The sequence below is a fragment of the Thermomonospora umbrina genome, from assembly GCF_003386555.1.
Lineage (GTDB): Bacteria > Actinomycetota > Actinomycetes > Streptosporangiales > Streptosporangiaceae > Thermomonospora > Thermomonospora umbrina.
Genome location: NZ_QTTT01000001.1, coordinates 4,057,652 through 4,076,649 on the forward strand (window position 1 = coordinate 4,057,652; position 18,998 = coordinate 4,076,649).

The 18,998-nt window shown below is 69.5% G+C and carries 9 protein-coding genes; 1 reads left to right on the forward strand and 8 read right to left on the reverse strand.

The annotated features are described in order from the left end of the window. Window positions 1–7 precede the first annotated feature (7 nt). From DFJ69_RS18190 to DFJ69_RS18220, 8 genes are all read right to left on the reverse strand, one after another. A complete protein-coding gene (locus DFJ69_RS18190; RefSeq protein ID WP_116023707.1) occupies window positions 8–4,111 on the reverse strand; it encodes an Eco57I restriction-modification methylase domain-containing protein in 4,104 nt (1,367 codons plus the stop codon). Beyond that, window positions 4,108–7,011, reverse strand: coding sequence for a DEAD/DEAH box helicase (locus DFJ69_RS18195; protein ID WP_245974440.1), 2,904 nt, complete (start codon window positions 7,009–7,011; stop codon window positions 4,108–4,110). The genes DFJ69_RS18190 and DFJ69_RS18195 overlap by 4 nt, the downstream gene beginning before the upstream one ends. A 34-nt stretch (window positions 7,012–7,045) precedes the next feature. Then, window positions 7,046–13,300 (reverse strand): protein kinase domain-containing protein, encoded by a 6,255-nt coding sequence (locus DFJ69_RS18200; protein WP_116023709.1) that lies wholly within the window; start codon window positions 13,298–13,300, stop codon window positions 7,046–7,048. 149 nt (window positions 13,301–13,449) lie between these two features. Continuing rightward, window positions 13,450–14,475 (reverse strand): hypothetical protein, encoded by a 1,026-nt coding sequence (locus DFJ69_RS18205; RefSeq protein WP_116023710.1) that lies wholly within the window; start codon window positions 14,473–14,475, stop codon window positions 13,450–13,452. Between the two features lie 70 nt (window positions 14,476–14,545). After that, window positions 14,546–15,868 (reverse strand): dicarboxylate/amino acid:cation symporter, encoded by a 1,323-nt coding sequence (locus DFJ69_RS18210; RefSeq protein WP_116023711.1) that lies wholly within the window; start codon window positions 15,866–15,868, stop codon window positions 14,546–14,548. 146 nt (window positions 15,869–16,014) lie between these two features. Further along, window positions 16,015–16,152: a putative leader peptide gene (locus DFJ69_RS36490; protein ID WP_425453354.1), complete on the reverse strand. Its 138-nt coding sequence runs from the start codon at window positions 16,150–16,152 to the stop codon at window positions 16,015–16,017. Between the two features lie 7 nt (window positions 16,153–16,159). Continuing rightward, a complete protein-coding gene (locus DFJ69_RS18215) occupies window positions 16,160–16,366 on the reverse strand; it encodes a hypothetical protein (protein WP_116023712.1) in 207 nt (68 codons plus the stop codon). Continuing rightward, complete coding sequence (locus DFJ69_RS18220) at window positions 16,359–17,624, reverse strand: PspC domain-containing protein (RefSeq protein ID WP_170177706.1); 1,266 nt, start codon at window positions 17,622–17,624, stop codon at window positions 16,359–16,361. The genes DFJ69_RS18215 and DFJ69_RS18220 overlap by 8 nt, the downstream gene beginning before the upstream one ends. A gap of 174 nt (window positions 17,625–17,798) precedes the next feature. Between DFJ69_RS18220 and DFJ69_RS18225 the strand changes: the two genes are divergently transcribed. Then, on the forward strand, window positions 17,799–18,992 hold the full coding sequence (locus tag DFJ69_RS18225) for an ATP-binding protein (RefSeq protein ID WP_425453355.1): 1,194 nt from the start codon (window positions 17,799–17,801) through the stop codon (window positions 18,990–18,992). Window positions 18,993–18,998 lie beyond the last annotated feature (6 nt).

Here is an 18,998-nt window from a genome sequence, read left to right on the forward strand (position 1 = left end):
TTCGAGGTCAGCCGTGCCGGGGGCCGTGGCCTGGCGGCGGTGTGAGCGTTGACGTGTAGTTCTCGCCATCGACAAGCGCCGTCTCCAAGTTGACCCCGAGCGGTGCCATCCGGTTGTACTCGGCGAGCACGAGATCCTTCGTGCGGTACGTGCCGTACTTGGCGATCTCGTTGTTCTTCAAACCGCCAGTGTCAGTCTGGAACGTCTCCAGGATGTAGTCCGCATCATCCTGGGTGATCCCATAGAGCAGGAAGAAGTACGCGTCCAACTCGGCTCGAATCTGAGCCCGCCTCTCCTCGTCCCAGCAGAAGGGCTCGCTGGCATCACCTAGATCGCGAGCGAGATGTGCCATTTCGTGGGCGGTGTAGACGAGTTCAAGGACTCGCCGGACAAGGAAAGTGGTATGGGTCGCCAGGTCTTCAGGGCGGGGAACGGGGAGCTGCTTCCAGATTCTGCGCCCCATGTGAGCGCCGCTGGCCTTTTGTCGAGCTATGAAGTCGAAGACCAAAGAAGACTGTGCAGCGACGAGGCTGCAGACAAGTGCAGGGCTCACCTGAGGCAGCATTAGGGGAAAGGTTTCGACTGCTGCTGCGAGCGGCACGAAAGCGGGAATTGCGGTGCGTTCATCGGTGGTTCGTGCAATGTCTCTCCAGCCACACAGCCACTCGTTGTTCCATCCATCCTCCTGGAGCCTCAGGGAGATGCCTGGAACTTTGACCGGCTTGTTCTTTCGAGTGGTCGAGACGAAGCCGTCCTTCTGAATCCATCGGCGTGGTTTGCTCGTGCCGTGCGGGTTCGTTTTTGTCTGGAGTGGGACGGCTTCGTAATCATTGTCTCCGAGGCCATAATACTGGTTCCAGCGGTGGTCGAAGAGATGCGCCATTTTTCCTTCGAACACTGGCAGCGCGGACTCATTGTCGCGAGTATAGATACTACCTGTTCGGCGCCATCCGGCGGCTTCCAGGGTTGCCTCGGTCCAGAATAGATCAGAGTCGTCAGTGCTGTTAAAGAGGTTTTTAAACCTAATTCCCCACCGATTGCCGTTGTGGTCGCCTTCGTTCCACAGGACCGGGATGTTCCGGTAGACCTTGATCGTCAGGTCGGCGTCGCGTCGGCTACGAAAAATAGGGAGCGTGCCGGTATTTGGATTGATGAGGCTGATCTCTTCTGGGCTCAGCGCGAAGACATTTTCCGTGGACTCGAGATCAGGCGTATCCTGCAGGAAGAAGGCAAGATGTGCTGACGGCTCGCGCAGGCCTCGGCCGACAAGGGATAGGAGGCAAAATTTTTGTCGAGAATCTACTCCTTCAAATAGAGGCTTTCGGTTATCGAAGTCGAATAGTGAAGTGATTGCCCCGCCTTGAGAGAAGTGCCTGAATAGGCACTGTGCGCCCGCCCCTGTTGCAATCGTTGTGGGTACGATGCAGCCAAAGCGTCCTCTGCTCGCGGCGATATCGGCGAAGCGTTCTGGGAAGAGATGCTCAAGGAACAGCGAGTTCACCCCCTTGACGCTGAGGCCTTCTTGGCAGAGCGGAAATGCGCCAGACTTGCTGGTGAAGTGAAAGGTGGATTTTACCTTGCGGCGTGCGGCCAGGTAGCGACGACCGGCGTCCGGATCCTCCTCGATCCACTCGTCGATGCGCTGACGCCGCCTCACCCCAGACAGTGCCGCAATCGACGGGTCGACCACGCTAAAGTATTTCTTATCCTCGAAATCAACCTTGTCCCACGGCGGATTCCCCAGCACGCAGGAGAACCCACCTGCCCAGCCGGTTCGCGGGTCTACGTCCTCGTTCGAAATGTCGTCCGGAACCGTGAAGATCTCCGGGAACTCCAGGTGCCAGTGGAAGAAGTGGTACTCCTCCGTCAGCCGCCTGATCTCATCGTGGGTCTCCTGGGAGACCGCCGTCGAGTCGGGATCCTGGAGGGCCATGAACACGTCATGGGTGATCGCTGGCGGCGCGTCCTTCGTCTTGTGCCACATGAACGCCGCACACCATGCGTCCGCGATGTGCCGGGCCCGTACGTACTCCGCGTCATTCCGCCACGCGCGATAAGCAGCGGCTTGGCGGCGCACGTCCCGGAGCGTGTCGGCGGGTGCGGCGGTGATACGGCGTAGGCCCGACGCGAAGGCGGTGTTGTCCACCTTCGTCTCCAGCGTCAGATCGAACAGCCCTCCCTGGCCGCCGCGCTCCTTGTCATTTTGCTTGCCCAGGAATTTCCCATACGACTCGTCATCGCCCTCGACATAATTGAACGCCTTCGTCGGAATCCCGTCGCGCAACAGAACCGGTGTCGCGCCGATCAGCCCGTTCCCGAGCTTGATGTGCGCGTCCAGGAAACCGAGGGGCTTGCCGGGCTCCAGGGCTTCCAGCCAGAGCGACACCTTGGCCAGCTCCACCGCCAGCGGATTCAGGTCCACCCCGTACACGCAATGCTCGATGACCTCGTGCAGGGCATGCCGGACGGCGTCCACCGTCGGTTCCGGGTTGCCCTCGCGGACGGCGGCGACGCGCTTGGCGATCCGGCGGGCGGCGGCGACCAGGAAATGCCCGGAACCACAAGCCGGGTCGCACACCGTCAGCGCCAGCAGCTCGGCGACGATCGCCTCCGACGGGTCGGCGACCCCGGCGTTCGCGGCCTTCTCCTCGCCGCGTTTCTGCGCGTCGTCGATGACCGGGTCGAGGGTCGAGTTGAGCAGCGTCTCGATCAGGGACGCCGGGGTGTAATACGAGCCGGTCTTCTTGCGGTTATTACCTTGGACATTGACCAGCTCGAATGTGCCGTTCGGGGTGCGTTCGGGCTTGAGTTCGAGCAGCGACTCATAAATCGAGCCGAGCTCCTCCGAACCCATGTTGCGGTAGTCGACCCTGCGCCAACGGCGGGTGGACTCGTCCCAGACGCGGGCCAGGCAGCGGATCGCCTCCAACAGCGAGGAGTTCGACAGCGCCGCCCCGCGCAACGGCGCGTCGGAGTCGGTGTCCTCGAACAGGCCGCCGAGCCCGGGGATCCCCAGCTCGGGCCGCCCTTCCTCGTCACCGAGGGCGTTCAGGACGATCAGCAGCGCCTGGAAGAGGTCGCCGTGCTCGGTGCCCCGGTGCCGCAGGGCGTGGCGGCGCATCCGGGCCGATGAGAAGTACCGCTCGTACCTTTCCTTGGTCTGTGACGGCACGTCGCGCGGGTGCAGGACGTCGCGGTCTTCGGCGACGAACAAGAAGATGAGCCGGTACGCCAGGCGCAGCAACGCGGCGTGGAACGCCTCGGCGTCCAGGTCCCGGAAGCGTTCGGCGTTCGCGGGATGGGAGAGGAAACCGGTGCCGAGGGCGTTGATGGCCTTCTCGACACCCTTGCGGTGATGGTCGAGAGCGCGGGTGCCGGACTCGATGGCCTCCAGCCGCCACTGCTCCAGCCGGCACGACGAGGGGGGCGCGCCGTCGTCGATCCGGAAGCGGGAGACGTGCAGCAGCCGATAGAGCAGAACGAACTCGCTGAACAGCTCACCGTCGAAGATGGCCTCAAGGTCGAACTCGACATAGGCGGCGGTGGCCAGCGACGTCGAGTCGCGCAGCAGCCGCAGCTGCCGCCCGTTGGTGAGCACGCCCCACAGGTGCGCCTCGGTGCGGTTCAGGCACTCCTGAACGAGCGACTGCGGAGGCACCGCCCCGGGGACGCCGGACCGCTTGTCCAGCGTGACGTTCCAGGGAGTCAGATGGATCGGAACGTGGTTCCACCGGTGGCTGATCGGGAAGACCTTGTCGCCGTCGTCGGCGGGGATGCCGCTCGCCCCGAGTGGGGTCAACGAACCGAACGTCAGCTCCGCGAACAGCGGCTCCAGCCACTGCGAGATCGCCAGGCCGGTCGGGTCGGCGGGCGTCTCGGCCTCCTTGGCGCCGGGCAGCCGGGTGCGCAGCTCCTTCCACACCGATTTGAGGTAGTCCCAACGGCGTTCGGCCTCGTCGCGGACCGAGCGTGAGCCCATCACCTGGTAGTCGGCCGGCCGTGAGCCGCTGACGTCCTTGCCCTCGGAGATCCGGACGAGCATGTCTGCGGGGATCAGGCCGCCGACGGTGTGGACGGCGGAGAAGACCTGGTCGCGTGCGGTGGCGGTCATCGGGCGGCCTCTTCGGTGACGGGCAGGTAGACGTAGACGCCGAGGATGTCGGGGGCCTTCTTGGCGGTGACGTCCAGCCCCCGGACGATCTCACCGGAGGCGCTGCGCACCCGGCGGTGCGCCGCCTTCAGCTCGGCGGCCAGCTCATCGCCGTAGCCCTCCAGATGCGGGGTCGTCGCCTCGGCGAGGCCGTTCAGGACCCGTGTCATCGTGCGTTCGCTGAACCCGGGGTCGGTGTTCTCGTCGGCGGTCGCCTCCAGCAGCTTGATCGCCGACTCGGGCGGCAGCCACACCGCGTCGGCGTGGGAGCCCTCGAAGGCGAGCACCCTCGCGTCCTCCGCGATGAGCCGCCGATCGCCGACCGCGCGGGACGGCAGGGTGAGGTCGAACCGGTAGCGGACCAGCAGCAGCGTCGTGCGGGTGCCGACGGCGGCGGTCCGGATGACGCCGCAGCGGCGGGCCGGGCGCGGGCCGGGGGCCTGCCCGTCGAGCGCGGAGTTCAGCACGTAGGCGGCCAGCGCCCCGACGGCCGGATCGGTACGGGTCAGCGCCGCCTCGCCACGGCCCACCGCCGGGCTCGCACGGAACGGAACGGGGGTGCCGCGTTCGATCACGTCGTTGCCCAGCGCGGGCTTGAGGACATCGCGCAGGCCAAGGGGGGTGGCGCTCAGGTCGGCGGTGAAGCCGCCGGAGCCGTCCGGGTCATCGCGCAGCACGCCACCCAGCGCGCCGACCGCGTGCCGGACGAAACCACGGACCTCGCCGGGGTCGCCGAGCGCGTCCCGGACGGCGGTGACCTCCCGGGCGACCTCGTCGGGCCGGATCGCGTGCTGGGCGAACCGGGAACGGGACCGCTTCTCCCGTTCGGCGGAGGAGTTCCAGTCGGCCTCCAGGGCGTCGGCGCGTTCCTGGACCGTCTGGGCCTCCGCGATGTCGAACAGACCCTCCTGCTCGACGCTCTGCCGGCCTCGCATCAGCAGCCACTCGACGATCGCGTCGGTCACGCCGGTGGACGCCTCGTCGGGGACCGAGACGGAGATGCCCAGGTCCTGGCGGATCTGGCGGTGCTTCTTGATGAGCACCTCCAGGACCTTGCCGTCGATGCCGTTGTCGCTGCCGAACAGCGTGATGACGCGGACGTCCGTGCGCCGCTGGCCGTACCGGTTGACGCGGCCCTCGCGCTGGTCGTGGCGGGTCGGGTTCCAGGCCAGGTCGTAGTGGACGACGGCGTCGAAGTGGCGTTGCAGGTTGATGCCCTCCGACAGGCAGTCGGTGGCGACCAACACCCGGCGCGCCGCCGGGTCGTCGCCCGCCTCGTCCGCGAGCTCCTCGATGCGCTGCAGGCGCTGCTGCGGGGACAGGGTGCCGGTGACCTCACGGACGACGGTCTTCTTGCCGAGCCTGGTCTTCAGGTGCTCGGCGACGTACTCGGCGGTCGGGATGTAGCGGCAGAAGACGATGGGGTGATACCCGTCGGCCAACAGCATCTTGAGCTGCTTGATCAGGAGCTTGAGCTTGTGGTCCTCGTCCGGACCCTCCAGCGTTGCGGCGCGTTCGGCCAGCTCGGCGAGCCGTGCGCCCGCGTCGCCGGACCCCGCGCCGGGCGCGACGTCCACGCCCTCCTGGGTGTCGTTGTCGGCGGAGTCACGGGTGAGGGGAGCGCCGAGCAGGTCGGCTTCCTCGGCGCTGGCGGCGGTGGCGGCGGCCGAGCGGGTGCTGAGGGTCTGTGCGGCGGCGCGCGGCGACGACACCAGCGAACGCAGCAGGGCGATCGCCGACCACCAGGCGATGCGGGTGTCCCGTCCGCCCTGAGCTCCGGCGACGCGTTCACCGGCGTAGGCGATGGCGTCGTCCAGCAGCGCGCGGTAGGCGGGGGAGAGCCGGTAGTCCTCCTCCTTGAAGTAATGGGTCTGAGGGAACTCGATGCTCTCGCCCAGGTCGGCGTCCTGTTCCTTGAGATCTCTGCGCTTGCGCTGGACGAAGTGGCCCGCCAGGCGGACGCGGTCGGCGGTGCTGTTCATGTCGACCGTGGCGAGCTCGGGCCGCAGCAGACCGAGCAGATTGCGGAACGCCGACTCCTTGCCGCTGTGCGGGGTCGCCGTCACCAGGATCAGATGGCGGTCGATCTTGGGGTCGTGGGCGATCTTCTGGAGCAGCGTGTAGCGGAGCTGGCTCTGCGCGGAGGCGTGGTCGTCGGCGGCCACGCACGTGTGGGCCTCGTCCACGATGACCAGGTCGGGGCAGTGGCGGACGAAGTCGTCGCGGTGACGTGGGGACTTGATGAAGTCCGTTGAGATCACCACGTTGTCGTGCTTCTTGAAGAGGGACTGGCCGTGGTCGAGGTCGCGTTCCAGCCGGGACACCGTGGAGGCCAGCACCAGCTCCGCCTCCAAGCCGAACTTGGTGCGCAGCTCGCCCTGCCACTGCTCGGCCAGCGCGGGCGAGCAGAGGACCGCCAGCTTGCGGGCCTCGCCCTGCGCGAGCAACTCCGAGGCGATCAGCCCGGCCTCGACGGTCTTGCCGATGCCGACGTCGTCGGAGATCAGCAGCCGTACGGTCTTCTGCCGCATCGCCATCATCAGCGGAACGAGCTGATAGGGCCTCGGGTCCACGGCGATCTGCGCCAGCGAGCGGAACGGGCCCGCGCCCGACCGGAACCCGATCCGCAGCGCGGCCCGCAGCAGCCCCGACGCGTGGGCGTCGCCGAGGTCGTCCGGGGACGGGATCTCGAACCGGGTGCCCTGGACGTCCTCGAACGCGGGGAAGACGGCGGCGATGTCGTCGTCCGAGCCGCCGAGCGGCCGAAGCACCAGCATGCCGGGGTCGCTCTCGGGAAGGACGACCCATTCCCGGCCACGGGCCGAGACCAGGGAACCGGGGGTGAGGTCGGGGGGCGTCACGGGCTGCCTCGTGCTCGTCGTCTGCGTTGACATGTCAGGTGCGGGTCCGGCCGGGCCCGAACACCGAGGCGTACTCCGCCACGATGGCCGACCAGTCGGCGTCGTGCGGAAAGCGAACCACATCCCAGCCGTCGTCGTACAACCGTTCCTGGGCCGCCGCGTCGCGTTCGGCGACCTCCGCATTCCGGTGGACGGGCCCGTCGACGAACACGGCCAGCTTGACGCCCGGGAGCCGGTAGGCGAAGTCCGGTCGGGCCCCGGCCTTGGGCACGTACGGCTGAGCCTCGTCGGGCAGGCGCAGGCCGTTCTCCTTGAGCCAGCCGACGAACCTCCGTTCCAGCACCGTGTCGGACTGATCCGCCAGACGCGCCATCTGCTCGGTGCGCGTCTCGCCCGGGGCGGTCGGCTGGGCGCTCGTCCCGGCGAGCCGCACGAGCAGGTCGCGCACGGCGTGCCGGTTGATCGCGGAGTGGTCGAGCTGGTTGCCGTAGGTGAGGAGGCACTCGTAACAGCCGAGGGCACAGGGCCGGTCGGGGTGGGGGCCGCCGAGGTCGGAGCCGTCGGGGGCGAAGTGACAGATGGCCAACGCCGTGGCGGCGGCCTTGGCGAACGCGTCGGGCTGTGCCTGCAACAGTCGCAGCACCCCGGCCCCGCCCTCGGCGGCCTCCGTGAACAGGATCCGGTCGCGGGGGCCGTCGTCGGGCGGCAGCAGCTCACTGCTCAGCTCGGAGTCCTCCAGCTCGTAGGCGGCCTCGATCCCGCGCTCCAGGGCGTACATCAGCGAGAGCGCGACCGGCTCGGGCAACGGGTCGTGGAGCTTCATCACCAGGATGTTGCGGCGGTCCTCCACAAAGGGGATGACGCGCTTCTTCCTGCGCTTTTCATTGCCGTCGGTGTCCACGACGGGCATCTCGCCGGAGTCACCGGACGCGTCGGCGGCGTCGCGCTCGTTCATCCAGTGTCCGTCGTCGGGGTCGATCCAGAAGCCGTCCGGCTCATCCGGCTTGGCCCGCAGCCGCCCCATGTTGGTGATCCGCACGGTCGCCGAATCGCCGAACGACACCGTGGCGAGCGTCCCGTCCGCGTCACCGATCAGCGCGTCCTGGCGGCCGCGTCGCGCTCCATGGTCGGCGAAGCGGTAGGACGTCACGAGCCGGAACCCGGCCCTGCGGCGCTCTTCCTCGTCGGAGGAAATGCGTTCGCGGCGCCTCGTGTAGACGGTGTGCATCTGGAGAAGCCCGGACGTGGCGGGCGGGAGCGTGGCCTTGCACATCTCGCAGCGGTCGGCGGCATGGCGGGACTCGTGGTGGTAGCCGCACCCGGCACAGCGCTGGGCGTCGCCGGTGGTGATGCCGCCCTTGTCGTCCGGCGAGAGCTGGATACGGGTCACCTGGTAGCGGGCGCCCTCGTGGTAGATGAGGGCGCCGGGCCCGAACTCGCGGATCGCCAGGAAACGGGGCCGCTGGAGATAGTCGCCGTCGCCCGGTCGGCGCCCGGACATGGGGACGTACGCGGCCAGCGGCAGACGAGGGAAGGAGTAGCCGGGCAGGAACCCCTCGCTGGCGAGATAACGGTACGGGTTGAAGTCCGACAACACCGACTTGCTGTCCGAGCTCTCATTCTTGAGCAGGTCGAGCTGGGTCTCCGCCTCGTTGCGGCGGCCGTGGGCGATCCGGCGCTCCTTCTCGGAGAGCGTGTGATCGAGACGGCGGCGGTTCTGCTCGAACTGGTCGACGAGCGCGTCCTTGAACAGCTTGCGCCAGCGCTCGAAGGCCTCGTTGAAACGCTCCGGGGCGGTGCGGACGGTCTCCTCGATCCACTGCTCGTCCCACCAGACTGTGGCGGCGAAGTCGTCCAGCAGCCCGGCCAGGACCCGTCGTGCCGCCGCGCTCGCCCGCCGCTGCGCATCCTCGTTGTCGCAGGCCTCCCGGACGTGATCGAGCAGCGGCAACTGCGGATCGGGGCGGCGGGAGTCCTCGGAGTGGCCGATGCCGATGATCTCCGGGATGGCGCGGCCGAGCTTCATCCCGGTTTCGGCGAGCCAGATGGCCTGGACGTGCGAACGGACCAGGTCCTCGTTGGCCAGATCGAGGCGCGGCGCCACCACCGCCCCGGCCACCATCCGCTCGGAACGGCGGAAGTAGTACTGGTCGTGGCTGTTTCCGGTGGCGCAGTAGGTCGTGACCAGCGCGGGCTGCCCGGACCGGCCGGCACGCCCGCTGCGCTGCGCGTAGTTGGCGGGGGTCGGCGGGACATTGCGCATCATGACGGCGTTGAGCGAGGAGATGTCCACGCCCAACTCCATCGTCGGGGAGCAGTACAGCAACGGCAGGTCGGCGTTGCTGAACGCCTCCTCGCGCTTCTCGCGTTCCTCCGGAGGGACCTGGGCGGTGTGCTCGCGTGCCGCCAGGCCGCTCAGGGTTGCGGCGGCGTCTCGGTACAGGTCGCGGAAGAAGGTGTTCACCCGAGGACCGTCGCCACTGGCGTAGGTGCGGGTCAGCGGATCGTGTGCGCCGGTCTCACCGGTGCCGGCACGCCAGACGAGCGCTGCGGCGGAGACACGGTAGCCGGTGACGGCGGGCAACGCCGTGCGACGGAAACGGCCCGTCCGCTGCGGGGCGACCGACACCTCCTTGACCAGCTCGGTCTTGGCCAGCACGGCGAGCAGGTCGACGATGATCTGCTGCGTGTCGTCGGCCGACAGATCCAGGTCGCCGAAGTGGACCCGGCGCAGGTACTTGCCGAACTTGCCCCGGCCGGACAGGAACAGGCCCGAACGATCGAGGCCGGGCCGCGAGGGCTGCGGGTACGCGGTGCCGACCTTCGCCTCGTCGCTCTTGCCGAGCACCCAAGGGTCGATCAGGCGCTCCTCGGTGGCGCGACGGAGGTTGTCGAAGTCCTCCCGGAAGTACTGCACGTCGATGGCCAGCGAACGGCGCATCTCGTCCAGCAGGGTGCGCATGATCTCGGTGCGCTGACCGGGCTCGGCGTCGCGCAGCGCCTCATGGGTCCGCGCCCATCGGTCCTGGCGCTCGGCCAGCCAGTCGAGGTCCTCGTAGTGGATCTCCAGCAGGCCGGTCTGCTCCAGGTTGGGCATCGTGATGCGCCAGCCGCGTTCCAGGTCGAGGTACAGCCGGTACGCCACGACGTCCCGCAGCGTCCGGGCGGCGTTACGTGCCATCGAGGGGGGCAGGTCGTCCGAGCCCGTGTAGTGGGCGGGCTCCAGACCGAGGGCCCCGACGACGCGCGAGGCGAGGTCCTCGTGGTTGATGCCATCCTCGCCGGCATCCACCACGGCGCGGTAGAGGGCACCGCGAAGCTGCGTGATCTGGACGAAGTCGTTGAAGTGCCCCGCCTGGAGAGAGGCGTCCTGCCGGTTGTCGACGAAGGTGAGGAGCTTGCGGGCCTCCTTGTCGAGTGCCTCCGGCGGAACCGCGTTCAGGGAACGCACGATGGACGCCGAGACCAGCGAGGTCGCCGACGAACGGCCCTCCTGGTCCAGCCTGGCCAGCTTGGCGAAGTCACGGCCGCGCGTCTGCTCATAGCTGACCCCGCAGTGCAGGCAGAACAGGAACGGCGCGGGAATGAAGGCCGCCTGCATTTCGCCCCGGCCCTCGACGCCGTAGGGGTCGACGTTGACGGCCTTCGGCAGCCTCCAGCGATGGGTCTGACGGACCGTCTCCTGGTGGTGCTCGTCTGGCTCCAGCCAGGACTCGGGGAGCCTGCGGTCGGCGATCGCCTCTTCGAACGTGCGCGGCCAGGGCCTGGTGGTATCGACGTACAGATAACCGTCGCCCGCGCGTCCTCCGGTGGCGGCGGTGTCCGGGCGCGGCTCGTATTGGACGGTGCCGTCCTTTTCCGTACGCCACACGGTCAGGTATTCCTGGCCGCACTCACGACAGAAGGCGAGCGGCAGCAGGATCTTTCCGTCGGAGCCGGGCTGGACGAGCTGATAGTCCCGCGTCAGGTGCCGGGTCGCGGGATCTTCCAAGGTGACGTAGACGGTGTCGCCCTTGGACAGGAACTGGTGCAGCCGGAACGCGAACAGCGGACGGCCGGTGACGGGATGTCTGGCCTCCGACCCGGCCTCCAGGGTCCGGCGGATGGCGTGCGTGCACTCCGGTTCGCTCACCCCGGACTGCGCGGACAGCTCGGCCGCCGCCGTCTCGATCTTGGCAGGTGCCTGCCGGACGAGGTCTCCCTCCTCATCGACGGTGAGGCCGAAGCGGGTCTCGATCCACCGGGCGAGCGGGTCCCTGACCAGGTCGGCGTAGGCGAGCGGGGCTCCGGGCGCACGCAGGCGCTCGGCCGGGACGATCTCCGGGGCCTCCTCGGTGGCGCGCACCAGCGTCTCACCGATGACGTTGTCGGGGACGACCGCCGCCTCCGCGCCGAAGAGGGTGGTCGCCAGGTCGGCGACTGCCTGCCGGCGGGTCCGGGAATCGCCTTCGCTGGAGATGGTGGCCGAGGTGCCGACGCACTGAAGGGTCTCGGCCCGGCATGCCTCACGCACCCGCCGGATCAGCAACGCGACATCGGCGCCCTGCCGGCCCCGATAGGTGTGCAGCTCATCGAAAACCAGGAACTCCAGCCCCTCGGCCATCTTGATGAGCGAGCGCCGGTCGTCGGGACGGGTGAGCATCAACTCCAGCATCACGTAGTTGGTCAGCAGGATGTCCGGTGGATCGTCCCGGATCTCCTTGCGGCGCGCCTCGTCCTCCTGACCGGTGTAGCGAGCGTAGGTGACCGGCTCACGGCCCTCGCCGTAGCCGTCGCGCAGATACTTGTGCAGCTCCTTGAGCTGACTGTTGGCCAGCGCGTTCATCGGATAGACGATGATCGCGCGGACGCGCTTGCGGGTGTCGGCGCCGGGGGCGGTGCGTGCGCGCAGCACCCTGTCGACGATCGGCACGATGTACGACAGTGACTTGCCGGAGCCGGTGCCGGTGGTCAGGACGTACGAGACGCGCGAGTCGGCGGCGTCAATCGCCTGGCGCTGGTGGCGATGCAGGGTCAGCGGGCGGCCATCGCAGACCGTGCCGTTCTCCGTCTTGCCCGCCTGGAAGATCCGCGCGCACTCCTCGTGCAGCACACCCTTCTCGGCCAGCTCGAGGACGGTGCCGCCCGAGGCGAAGAACGGGTTCAGCGACACCCAGGGATCGGGCCACTGGGACTTGGCGTCCAGGTCCTCCTCGACGAACGCCGCGACGCGGTCGTCGCGGATGATTGTGCCGCCCTCGGTGAACGACCGGTAGTCGTCGATGAGCTGCCGATGGACCTCGAAGACGTCCATCACCGACCCGGCGCGCCGAGTGGGTGCCGGGGCGGGGAGCGTGGCGGGCCGGGCCAGGTGGCCGTCGCCGCGCACTGCGGCCAGATATCTAACGGGGTCGTGGTCGTCCCAGCCGGGAATCTGCACGGTATCCGTGGCGAACGGCAGCAGGGCCGTCCGGACGGCGATGGCGTCGGCGGGCCGGTCGGCGGGCTCCTTGGCGAGCAGCCGCTCCACCAGCCTGGCCAGGGGCTCGGGGGCGTCCGAACGCAGCAGCCTGACCGGGGTGGGGATCTCGGTTCGGTGCTTGTGGCCGAGTTCGTGCGCGTTCTCGCTGACGAACGGCGGGACGCCGGTGAGCAGCTCGTACAAGACGCAGCCAAGGGCGTAAAGATCGGCGGCCTGGGTGACGGCGGCCACACGGAACTGCTCGGGGGCCATGTACCGGGCGGTGCCGACCGTGGTGCCGGAGCTGGTGATCCGACCGCTCTCGGCGTCATCCACGATACGCCCCATGCCGAAGTCGAGAACCTTGACGGCCCCTCCGGCCAGCACCATCACGTTGGCCGGCTTGAGGTCACGGTGCACAACGCCTGCGGCGTGCGCAGCGGACAGACCGTCGGCGATCTGTGCGCCCAGAGCGGCAACCCAGGGTACGGGGAGTTGAGGATGCTCGCTCGACAGTGCCGCCAGGGTCTGCCCGGCCAGCAGTTCCATGGCCAGATACGGCCGGCCGCTCGCGGAATCCACACCCCCATCAAGAATCTTGGGCAGATGCGGATGGTCGAGCCTGCCCATGATGCGGACCTCGCGCGCGAAGCGCTGGACGGTCTTGTCGTCGGACTTCCCGTCGAGGGAGGCGCCCCAGCGGCTACGGAGTATGAGCTTCACCGCCACCTCGCGGTGCGGGGACCCCTCGGAGGCCTGTAGGTCTTCGGCGCGGTGGACCTCCCCCATGTTGCCCCTGCCCAGGGGGGCCACTAGGCGGAATCGGTCGGCGACGGGCGCTGTGCTCATTGGCACCCCCAAGACGAAGCCACGGTGGAACCGTACACGAAGTGCCGCTGTCATGGCTTAAGCCTCTTGTTAATCGAGTCAACAAGAGGGCAGCCGCCTCACCGCTCTGGTACCGATCAATGCCCAAGACCCACATGTGCGAGAACGGGCTAGGGCAGGGGTAGGCGGAGTTTCTGGAGGACCTTGATGAAGTTCTCCACCGGGTCGCCGCCGTCGTAGTCCCAGGGGGCCGCCGCGACCCGGTTGCCGACGCGGGACAGGTGCCAGCGGGCGCGTTCCTCGGCGTCGTCGTCCATGATGTTGCGGGCGTAGAAGCCGCCGAACAGGTGGTGCGCGCCGATGTCGTACAGGTGGGGGCGCATGTCCCGCCGCCACTTGTCGTCGGCGGCCTTGACCTCGGCGAGGTGCTCCCCGCCGAACCGGCGCACCTCCTCCTTGACCAGCGCCATCGCGCCCCGCCCCGCGTCGATCAGGCGGCGTTCCTCGCTGAGCCAGAACTCGAAGTGCGCCAACGGCACCATCCCGGTCAGCAGGCTGCCCCGGGGCGCGCGCTCGGCGGTGTCGCGGGCGAACGCGAACATCTCGTCATGGGAGCCGGTCCACTTGGCGGAGACGGTCTGCAGGCGGGCCCAGTGCCCCATCCAGAGCGTCGGGCAGCGGGCGGTCAACTCCTCCCAGTAGCCGTCCAGGGTCTCCCGTTCGCGCTGCATGCCGAGCCCGAACCACATCAGCGTCTCCCAGGGCGCCGCGTCCTCCGGGAAGAGCTTGACGGCGCGCATCAGCGGCTCGTACGCGCTCTCCAGCGTCGACCAGAACACCTTGAACCGATCCGTGCCCACCGTCGACGCGTACCCGCCGCCCCGGATGGCCCACGCCTCCAGCACGATCGTGTCCCCGAGCCACGCCCACAGATCGGGGTTGTGGCTCTCCAGGGCGGCCAGGTCCGCGATCTGCCGGCTGCGACCGATCGCGGCGTCGGCGAGCGCGCCCATCCGGCAGGACCGGAGCTCCGGGTCCTGCCGGGTCTCCCCGAGGAGCACCACCCCGGCGGCCAGATGCCCGTCCGCGACCGCCTCGACCCCCGCCTTCAACGCGGTGTCGGCGGGGGTGGCGCCCTTCTCGAAACGGTCGACCAGCGAGGTGGGATCTTGCTTGCGTCGGCGGAACAGGCCCATGGGCAGAACGGTAAGGCAAAGCAGGGCATGCCGGACGCCCCCGCCGCGCGCGGCGGGGGCGCGCACGTTGTCACGCCTTGACGAGACCCGGCTCCGGGGCCGTCGCCGGCTCCTCCCGGGCGGGCTCCGACGCGGTGAGGTCGACGGGCGGACGGCGGAACGTCTCGTCGTCCAGCAGCCCCTCCGAACGGGCCACCAGCACCGGCACCACGAGCTGGCCGGTGACGTTCACGGTGGTGCGGGCCATGTCGATGACCCGGTCGATGGCGATCAGGTAGCCGATCGCCTCCAGCGGCAGCCCCACCGTGGTCAGCGTCAGGGTCAGCGCCACCAGCGCCGGTCCCGGCGTGCCGCCGGTGCCGAGCTGGCCGATCACGGCCGCCACGGCGATCAGCGCGAAATCCGTCCAGCCGAGCGAGATCCCGGTGTACTGGGACACGAACAGGGCCGCCACCGCCGGGTAGATCGCGCCGCAGCCGTCGAACTTGATCGTCGCGCCGAGGGGCTGGGCGAACGAGGCGTACTCGCGCTGCACCCCGTTCCGCTCGATCGCCACCTTCTGTGAGATCGGCAGCGTGGCCAGCGAGGACGCCGACACGAACGCGAACTGCATCGCCGGCCAGGAGTTGCGCAGGAACTTCCACGGCGACACCCGGCCGAACACCGACAGCAGCAGCGGATAGCCGACCAGCAGCATCACCGCCGCCGCCAGGTAGATCGCGCCGGTGAACTTCGCCAGCGGGGCCAACGACCCCGGCCCGTACGTCGCCACCACCGAGGCGATCAGGAAGAACGACCCGATCGGCGCGAGCCGCACCACCCACCACACCAACTTCTGGGTGACCAGATAGAGGTCGTCGAACAGGGCGGCCAGCCGTTCGCCGCGCTCGCCGACCGCGACCAGCGCCGCGCCGAACAGCGCGGCGAAGAACACCACGCCGAGCACGTTGCCCTCGGCCATGGCCCCGACGATGTTGGCCGGGAAGAGGTTGTCGAGGACCTGCGTCCAGGTGACCTCCTCGGCGTCGGTCTTCTCCGTCGGCAGCGCGCCGAGGCCGTCGCCGGGCCGGACGAGGAACCCCACGGCGAGCCCGATCGCCACCGCCATGGTGGAGGTGACGACGAACCAGCCGAGGGTCTTGGCGGTCAGCCGGGCCACGTTCCCGACCCGGCGGAGCCGACCGACGCTCACCACGATCGCGCTGAACACCAGCGGGATCACGACGAGCTTGAGGAGGTTGACGTACACGCCGCCGAACGGGTCGAGCCAGTTCTCGGCGGTGGACGCGTCACCGACGTTGTAGAGGAGGGCGCCGACGGCCGTGCCGAGCACCAGGGCCAGCACGACCTGCTGCCAGAACGGCAGGCCGGCGAGTTTGCGCAGGGGACGCACAGGTGATCTCCAAGGTCATCCGGCTCCACCCGGCACGCATCACGGAATGCGACCAGAAGGGTTCACACGGTGAGGATCCCCGGCGCGGCCGGGGTCGAATCCGGGGCGGAGCCCACAGGGGAAATGAGGGAAGGCCGGGAACGTCCTCAGGCGCGACAGAGCAGGCCGGCGACGCGGCACAGATCCACGTACAGCCGGGCCACCAACAGGGGCCTCTTCGGGAACCTCACGAGTGATCGAACGGTCCCGACGGCGCGCCCATTCCCGAACGTGACGCACCTCATGCCGGGGTCAGAGGTCGCGGCGCAGCCCCCGGGTCAGCACCCGGATGATCCCGACGACGCCGAGCCCGATCAGCGTGCCCGCCGCGAGGTAGTCCAGCGGCACCACGGGATCGCCGGCGATCGCCCCGGCGAGGAAGATCCCCGCCGCCGTCAGGAAGAACAGCCCGGCGACCGCCGCGCCGGCGTCGAACCGGTGCCGGCCTCCGCTAGCCACGGTTCACCTCCACGTCGGCCAGCCTGGCCCTGATCCGCAGTTCGATGACCGCCGGGGCCTGTCCGGTCTCCGGCTCCATGACGGTGTCGACCCGGGCGTTCGGGCCGCCGGTGACCCGACCGTCCACGGTGATGTCGCCCAGGGCGGCCCGCCCGTCGACCTCCACCCGGACGTTGTTCGGCACGGTGATCCGCAGCCGGCCCGCCAGCACCTGGGCGTTGATCCGCACCCGCCGCCCCACGGGCAGCGGCAGGGCGGTCAGGTCCAGCCGGCCGTCACCGACCGCGACCCGGTAGGTCTGCTCGCTGTGGGGGGCCTCGGACGGTCGCCACTCCACGTCGCCGAACCTCGCGTCGCCGGGGATCTCGGCCGCCGCCGTCGTGGCGAGCAGCCCGACGGTCAGCATGGCGCCGACCGTGGTGAGGCCGCGGGCCCGACCGAACCAGCCGCCGACCAGCAGCCCCAGGCCGATCACCGCCAACGCGGGGGCCATCACCAACTGGGCGCCGTGCGCGCCGGAGTCGCTCGCGGTCGCCGCCGGGATCATCGCCGCCCCCACGGCGAGCGCGCCGAGCAGCGTCACCGAGGTCAGCGCGGGCGTCCTCTGCCGGGGATGCGGCGCGCGCTCCGGTCGTACGGCGGTCGCGGTGTGCCCGGTGGGCGCGGGCACCGCCGGGGCGGCCGTGGGGACGTCCGCCGGGTCGGGACGGCTGAGGGTCGCCAGGTCGATCATGCCCTCGGGCAGGGGGGCGGAGGCGGACGGCGGCGGGGTCTTGGTCAGGTCCACAGTGCTCCTCGGAACGTCGTCGCGGGGCGCGTGCCCCTGCAGGCGTTCCGGGAGCCCCCGCGCCACGGCGAGGAAGTCGACGTGCCGCGCATGGGCCACCAGCGCCACCAGAGCGAACACCGTCAGGCCCGCCAACGTGTAGTCGGACATCCCCTCGCTCAGCATCGTGACCAGCGTCGACAGGCCCAGCAGCCCGCCCAGGACGGTCAGCACCGCCTCGTCGTCGAACCGCCGCCGCAGCATCCGTTCGACCTTCGAAGGATGTTCGGCGGTGGGCATCAGCAGCCAGGCGGCCACGTACAGGAGAACGCCCTGCCCGCCGGCCAGCGTCAGCACCGCGAAGCCCACTCGCAGCACCACCGGGTCCACGCCCGTCCGTCTCCCGAGGCCCACGCACACCCCGACCACGATGCGTCCCTCATGAGACCGCGCCAACGCGGGCCGGCTCTGTGTGGTGTCCTCTGCCGCCATGACACCCATCGTCGCGGGCCGCGGTCGCGCCCCGGTATCCGGGACCACCCTGATCCGACCCTGAGCCGGCCACGGGGGAACCAGGGAGCGGCCCCGATGCGGCGGTGACCGCTTCATGTGACGATGCGTGGTGGGGAACATTCCCCCTCATGGACCGGAAAGGGCGGAGGCGTGATGACGACGATGACCGAGCCGGTCACCGACGACGCCCCCGCCGGCGCGCGGCTGGAACGGGCCGCCGACGGACGGCTGCTGGCCGGGGTCGGCCGCGGCCTGGCCGCCCACCTGGGCCTCGACGCGGTGGTCGTGCGGGTGGCGTTCGTCCTGCTGATCGCGGCGGGCGGGCTCGGGATCGCCGCGTACGGGGCGTTCTGGGTGCTCGTCCCGCAGGAGGAGGAGGCCGCCGGGCGGCCCGCCGGGCGGCACCGCGACTGGATCCAGCTCCTCGCCTACGGAACGCTGACCGCCGGGCTCACCGTGCTCGGCTGGGGCGCCGGGCTGGTGCAGGCCGCGCTCTGGCCGGTGGTCATCGGCGGGGTCGGCGCCGCGATCCTGTGGCAGCAGGCCGAACGCGACCAGCGCCAGCGGTGGCTGCGCTCCACCACGGTCTCGCTGCGCCGGCTCTGGCTGCGCAGCCTGCTGGGACTGGGACTGGTGATCGGCGGGATCGGCGGCTTCCTGGCCCAGAACGTCAAGGCCGCGCAGGTCCGCGAGGTGCTGATCGCCACCATCGTGCTCGCCACCGGCCTCGCCGTCATCGCCACCCCCTGGCTGGTGCGGCTCTGGCAGGACCTGGACGCCGAGCGCAGCGAACGGATCCGCTCCCAGGAACGCGCCGAGCTGGCCGCCCACATCCACGACTCCGTGCTCCACACCCTCACCCTGATCCAGCGGAACGCCGCCGACCCCCGCGAGGTCCAGCGGCTCGCCCGCTCCCAGGAGCGCACCCTGCGCAACTGGCTCTACCAGCCCGAGGCCGACCCCGACCAGACGTTCGCCGCCGCCGTACGGGAGACCGCCGGGGAGATCGAGGACGACCACGGCGTCCCCATCGAGGTGGTCTGCGTCGGCGACTGCCCGCTGGACCCGCGCATCGGCGCCGTCCTCCAGGCCGCCCGGGAGGCGATGGTCAACGCCGCCAAGTACTCCGGCGCGCCCTCCGTGTCCGTCTACGCCGAGGTGGAGGGCGACGATGTGGCGATCTTCGTCCGGGACCGGGGCAGGGGCTTCGTCATGGACGACGTCCCGCAGGACAGGATGGGCATACGGGGGTCCATCATCGGGCGCATGGAGCGCAACGGCGGCCGGGCCACCGTCCGCACCGCGCCCGGCGAGGGCACCGAGGTCCGCCTCGAGATGAAGAAGTGAGGAAGC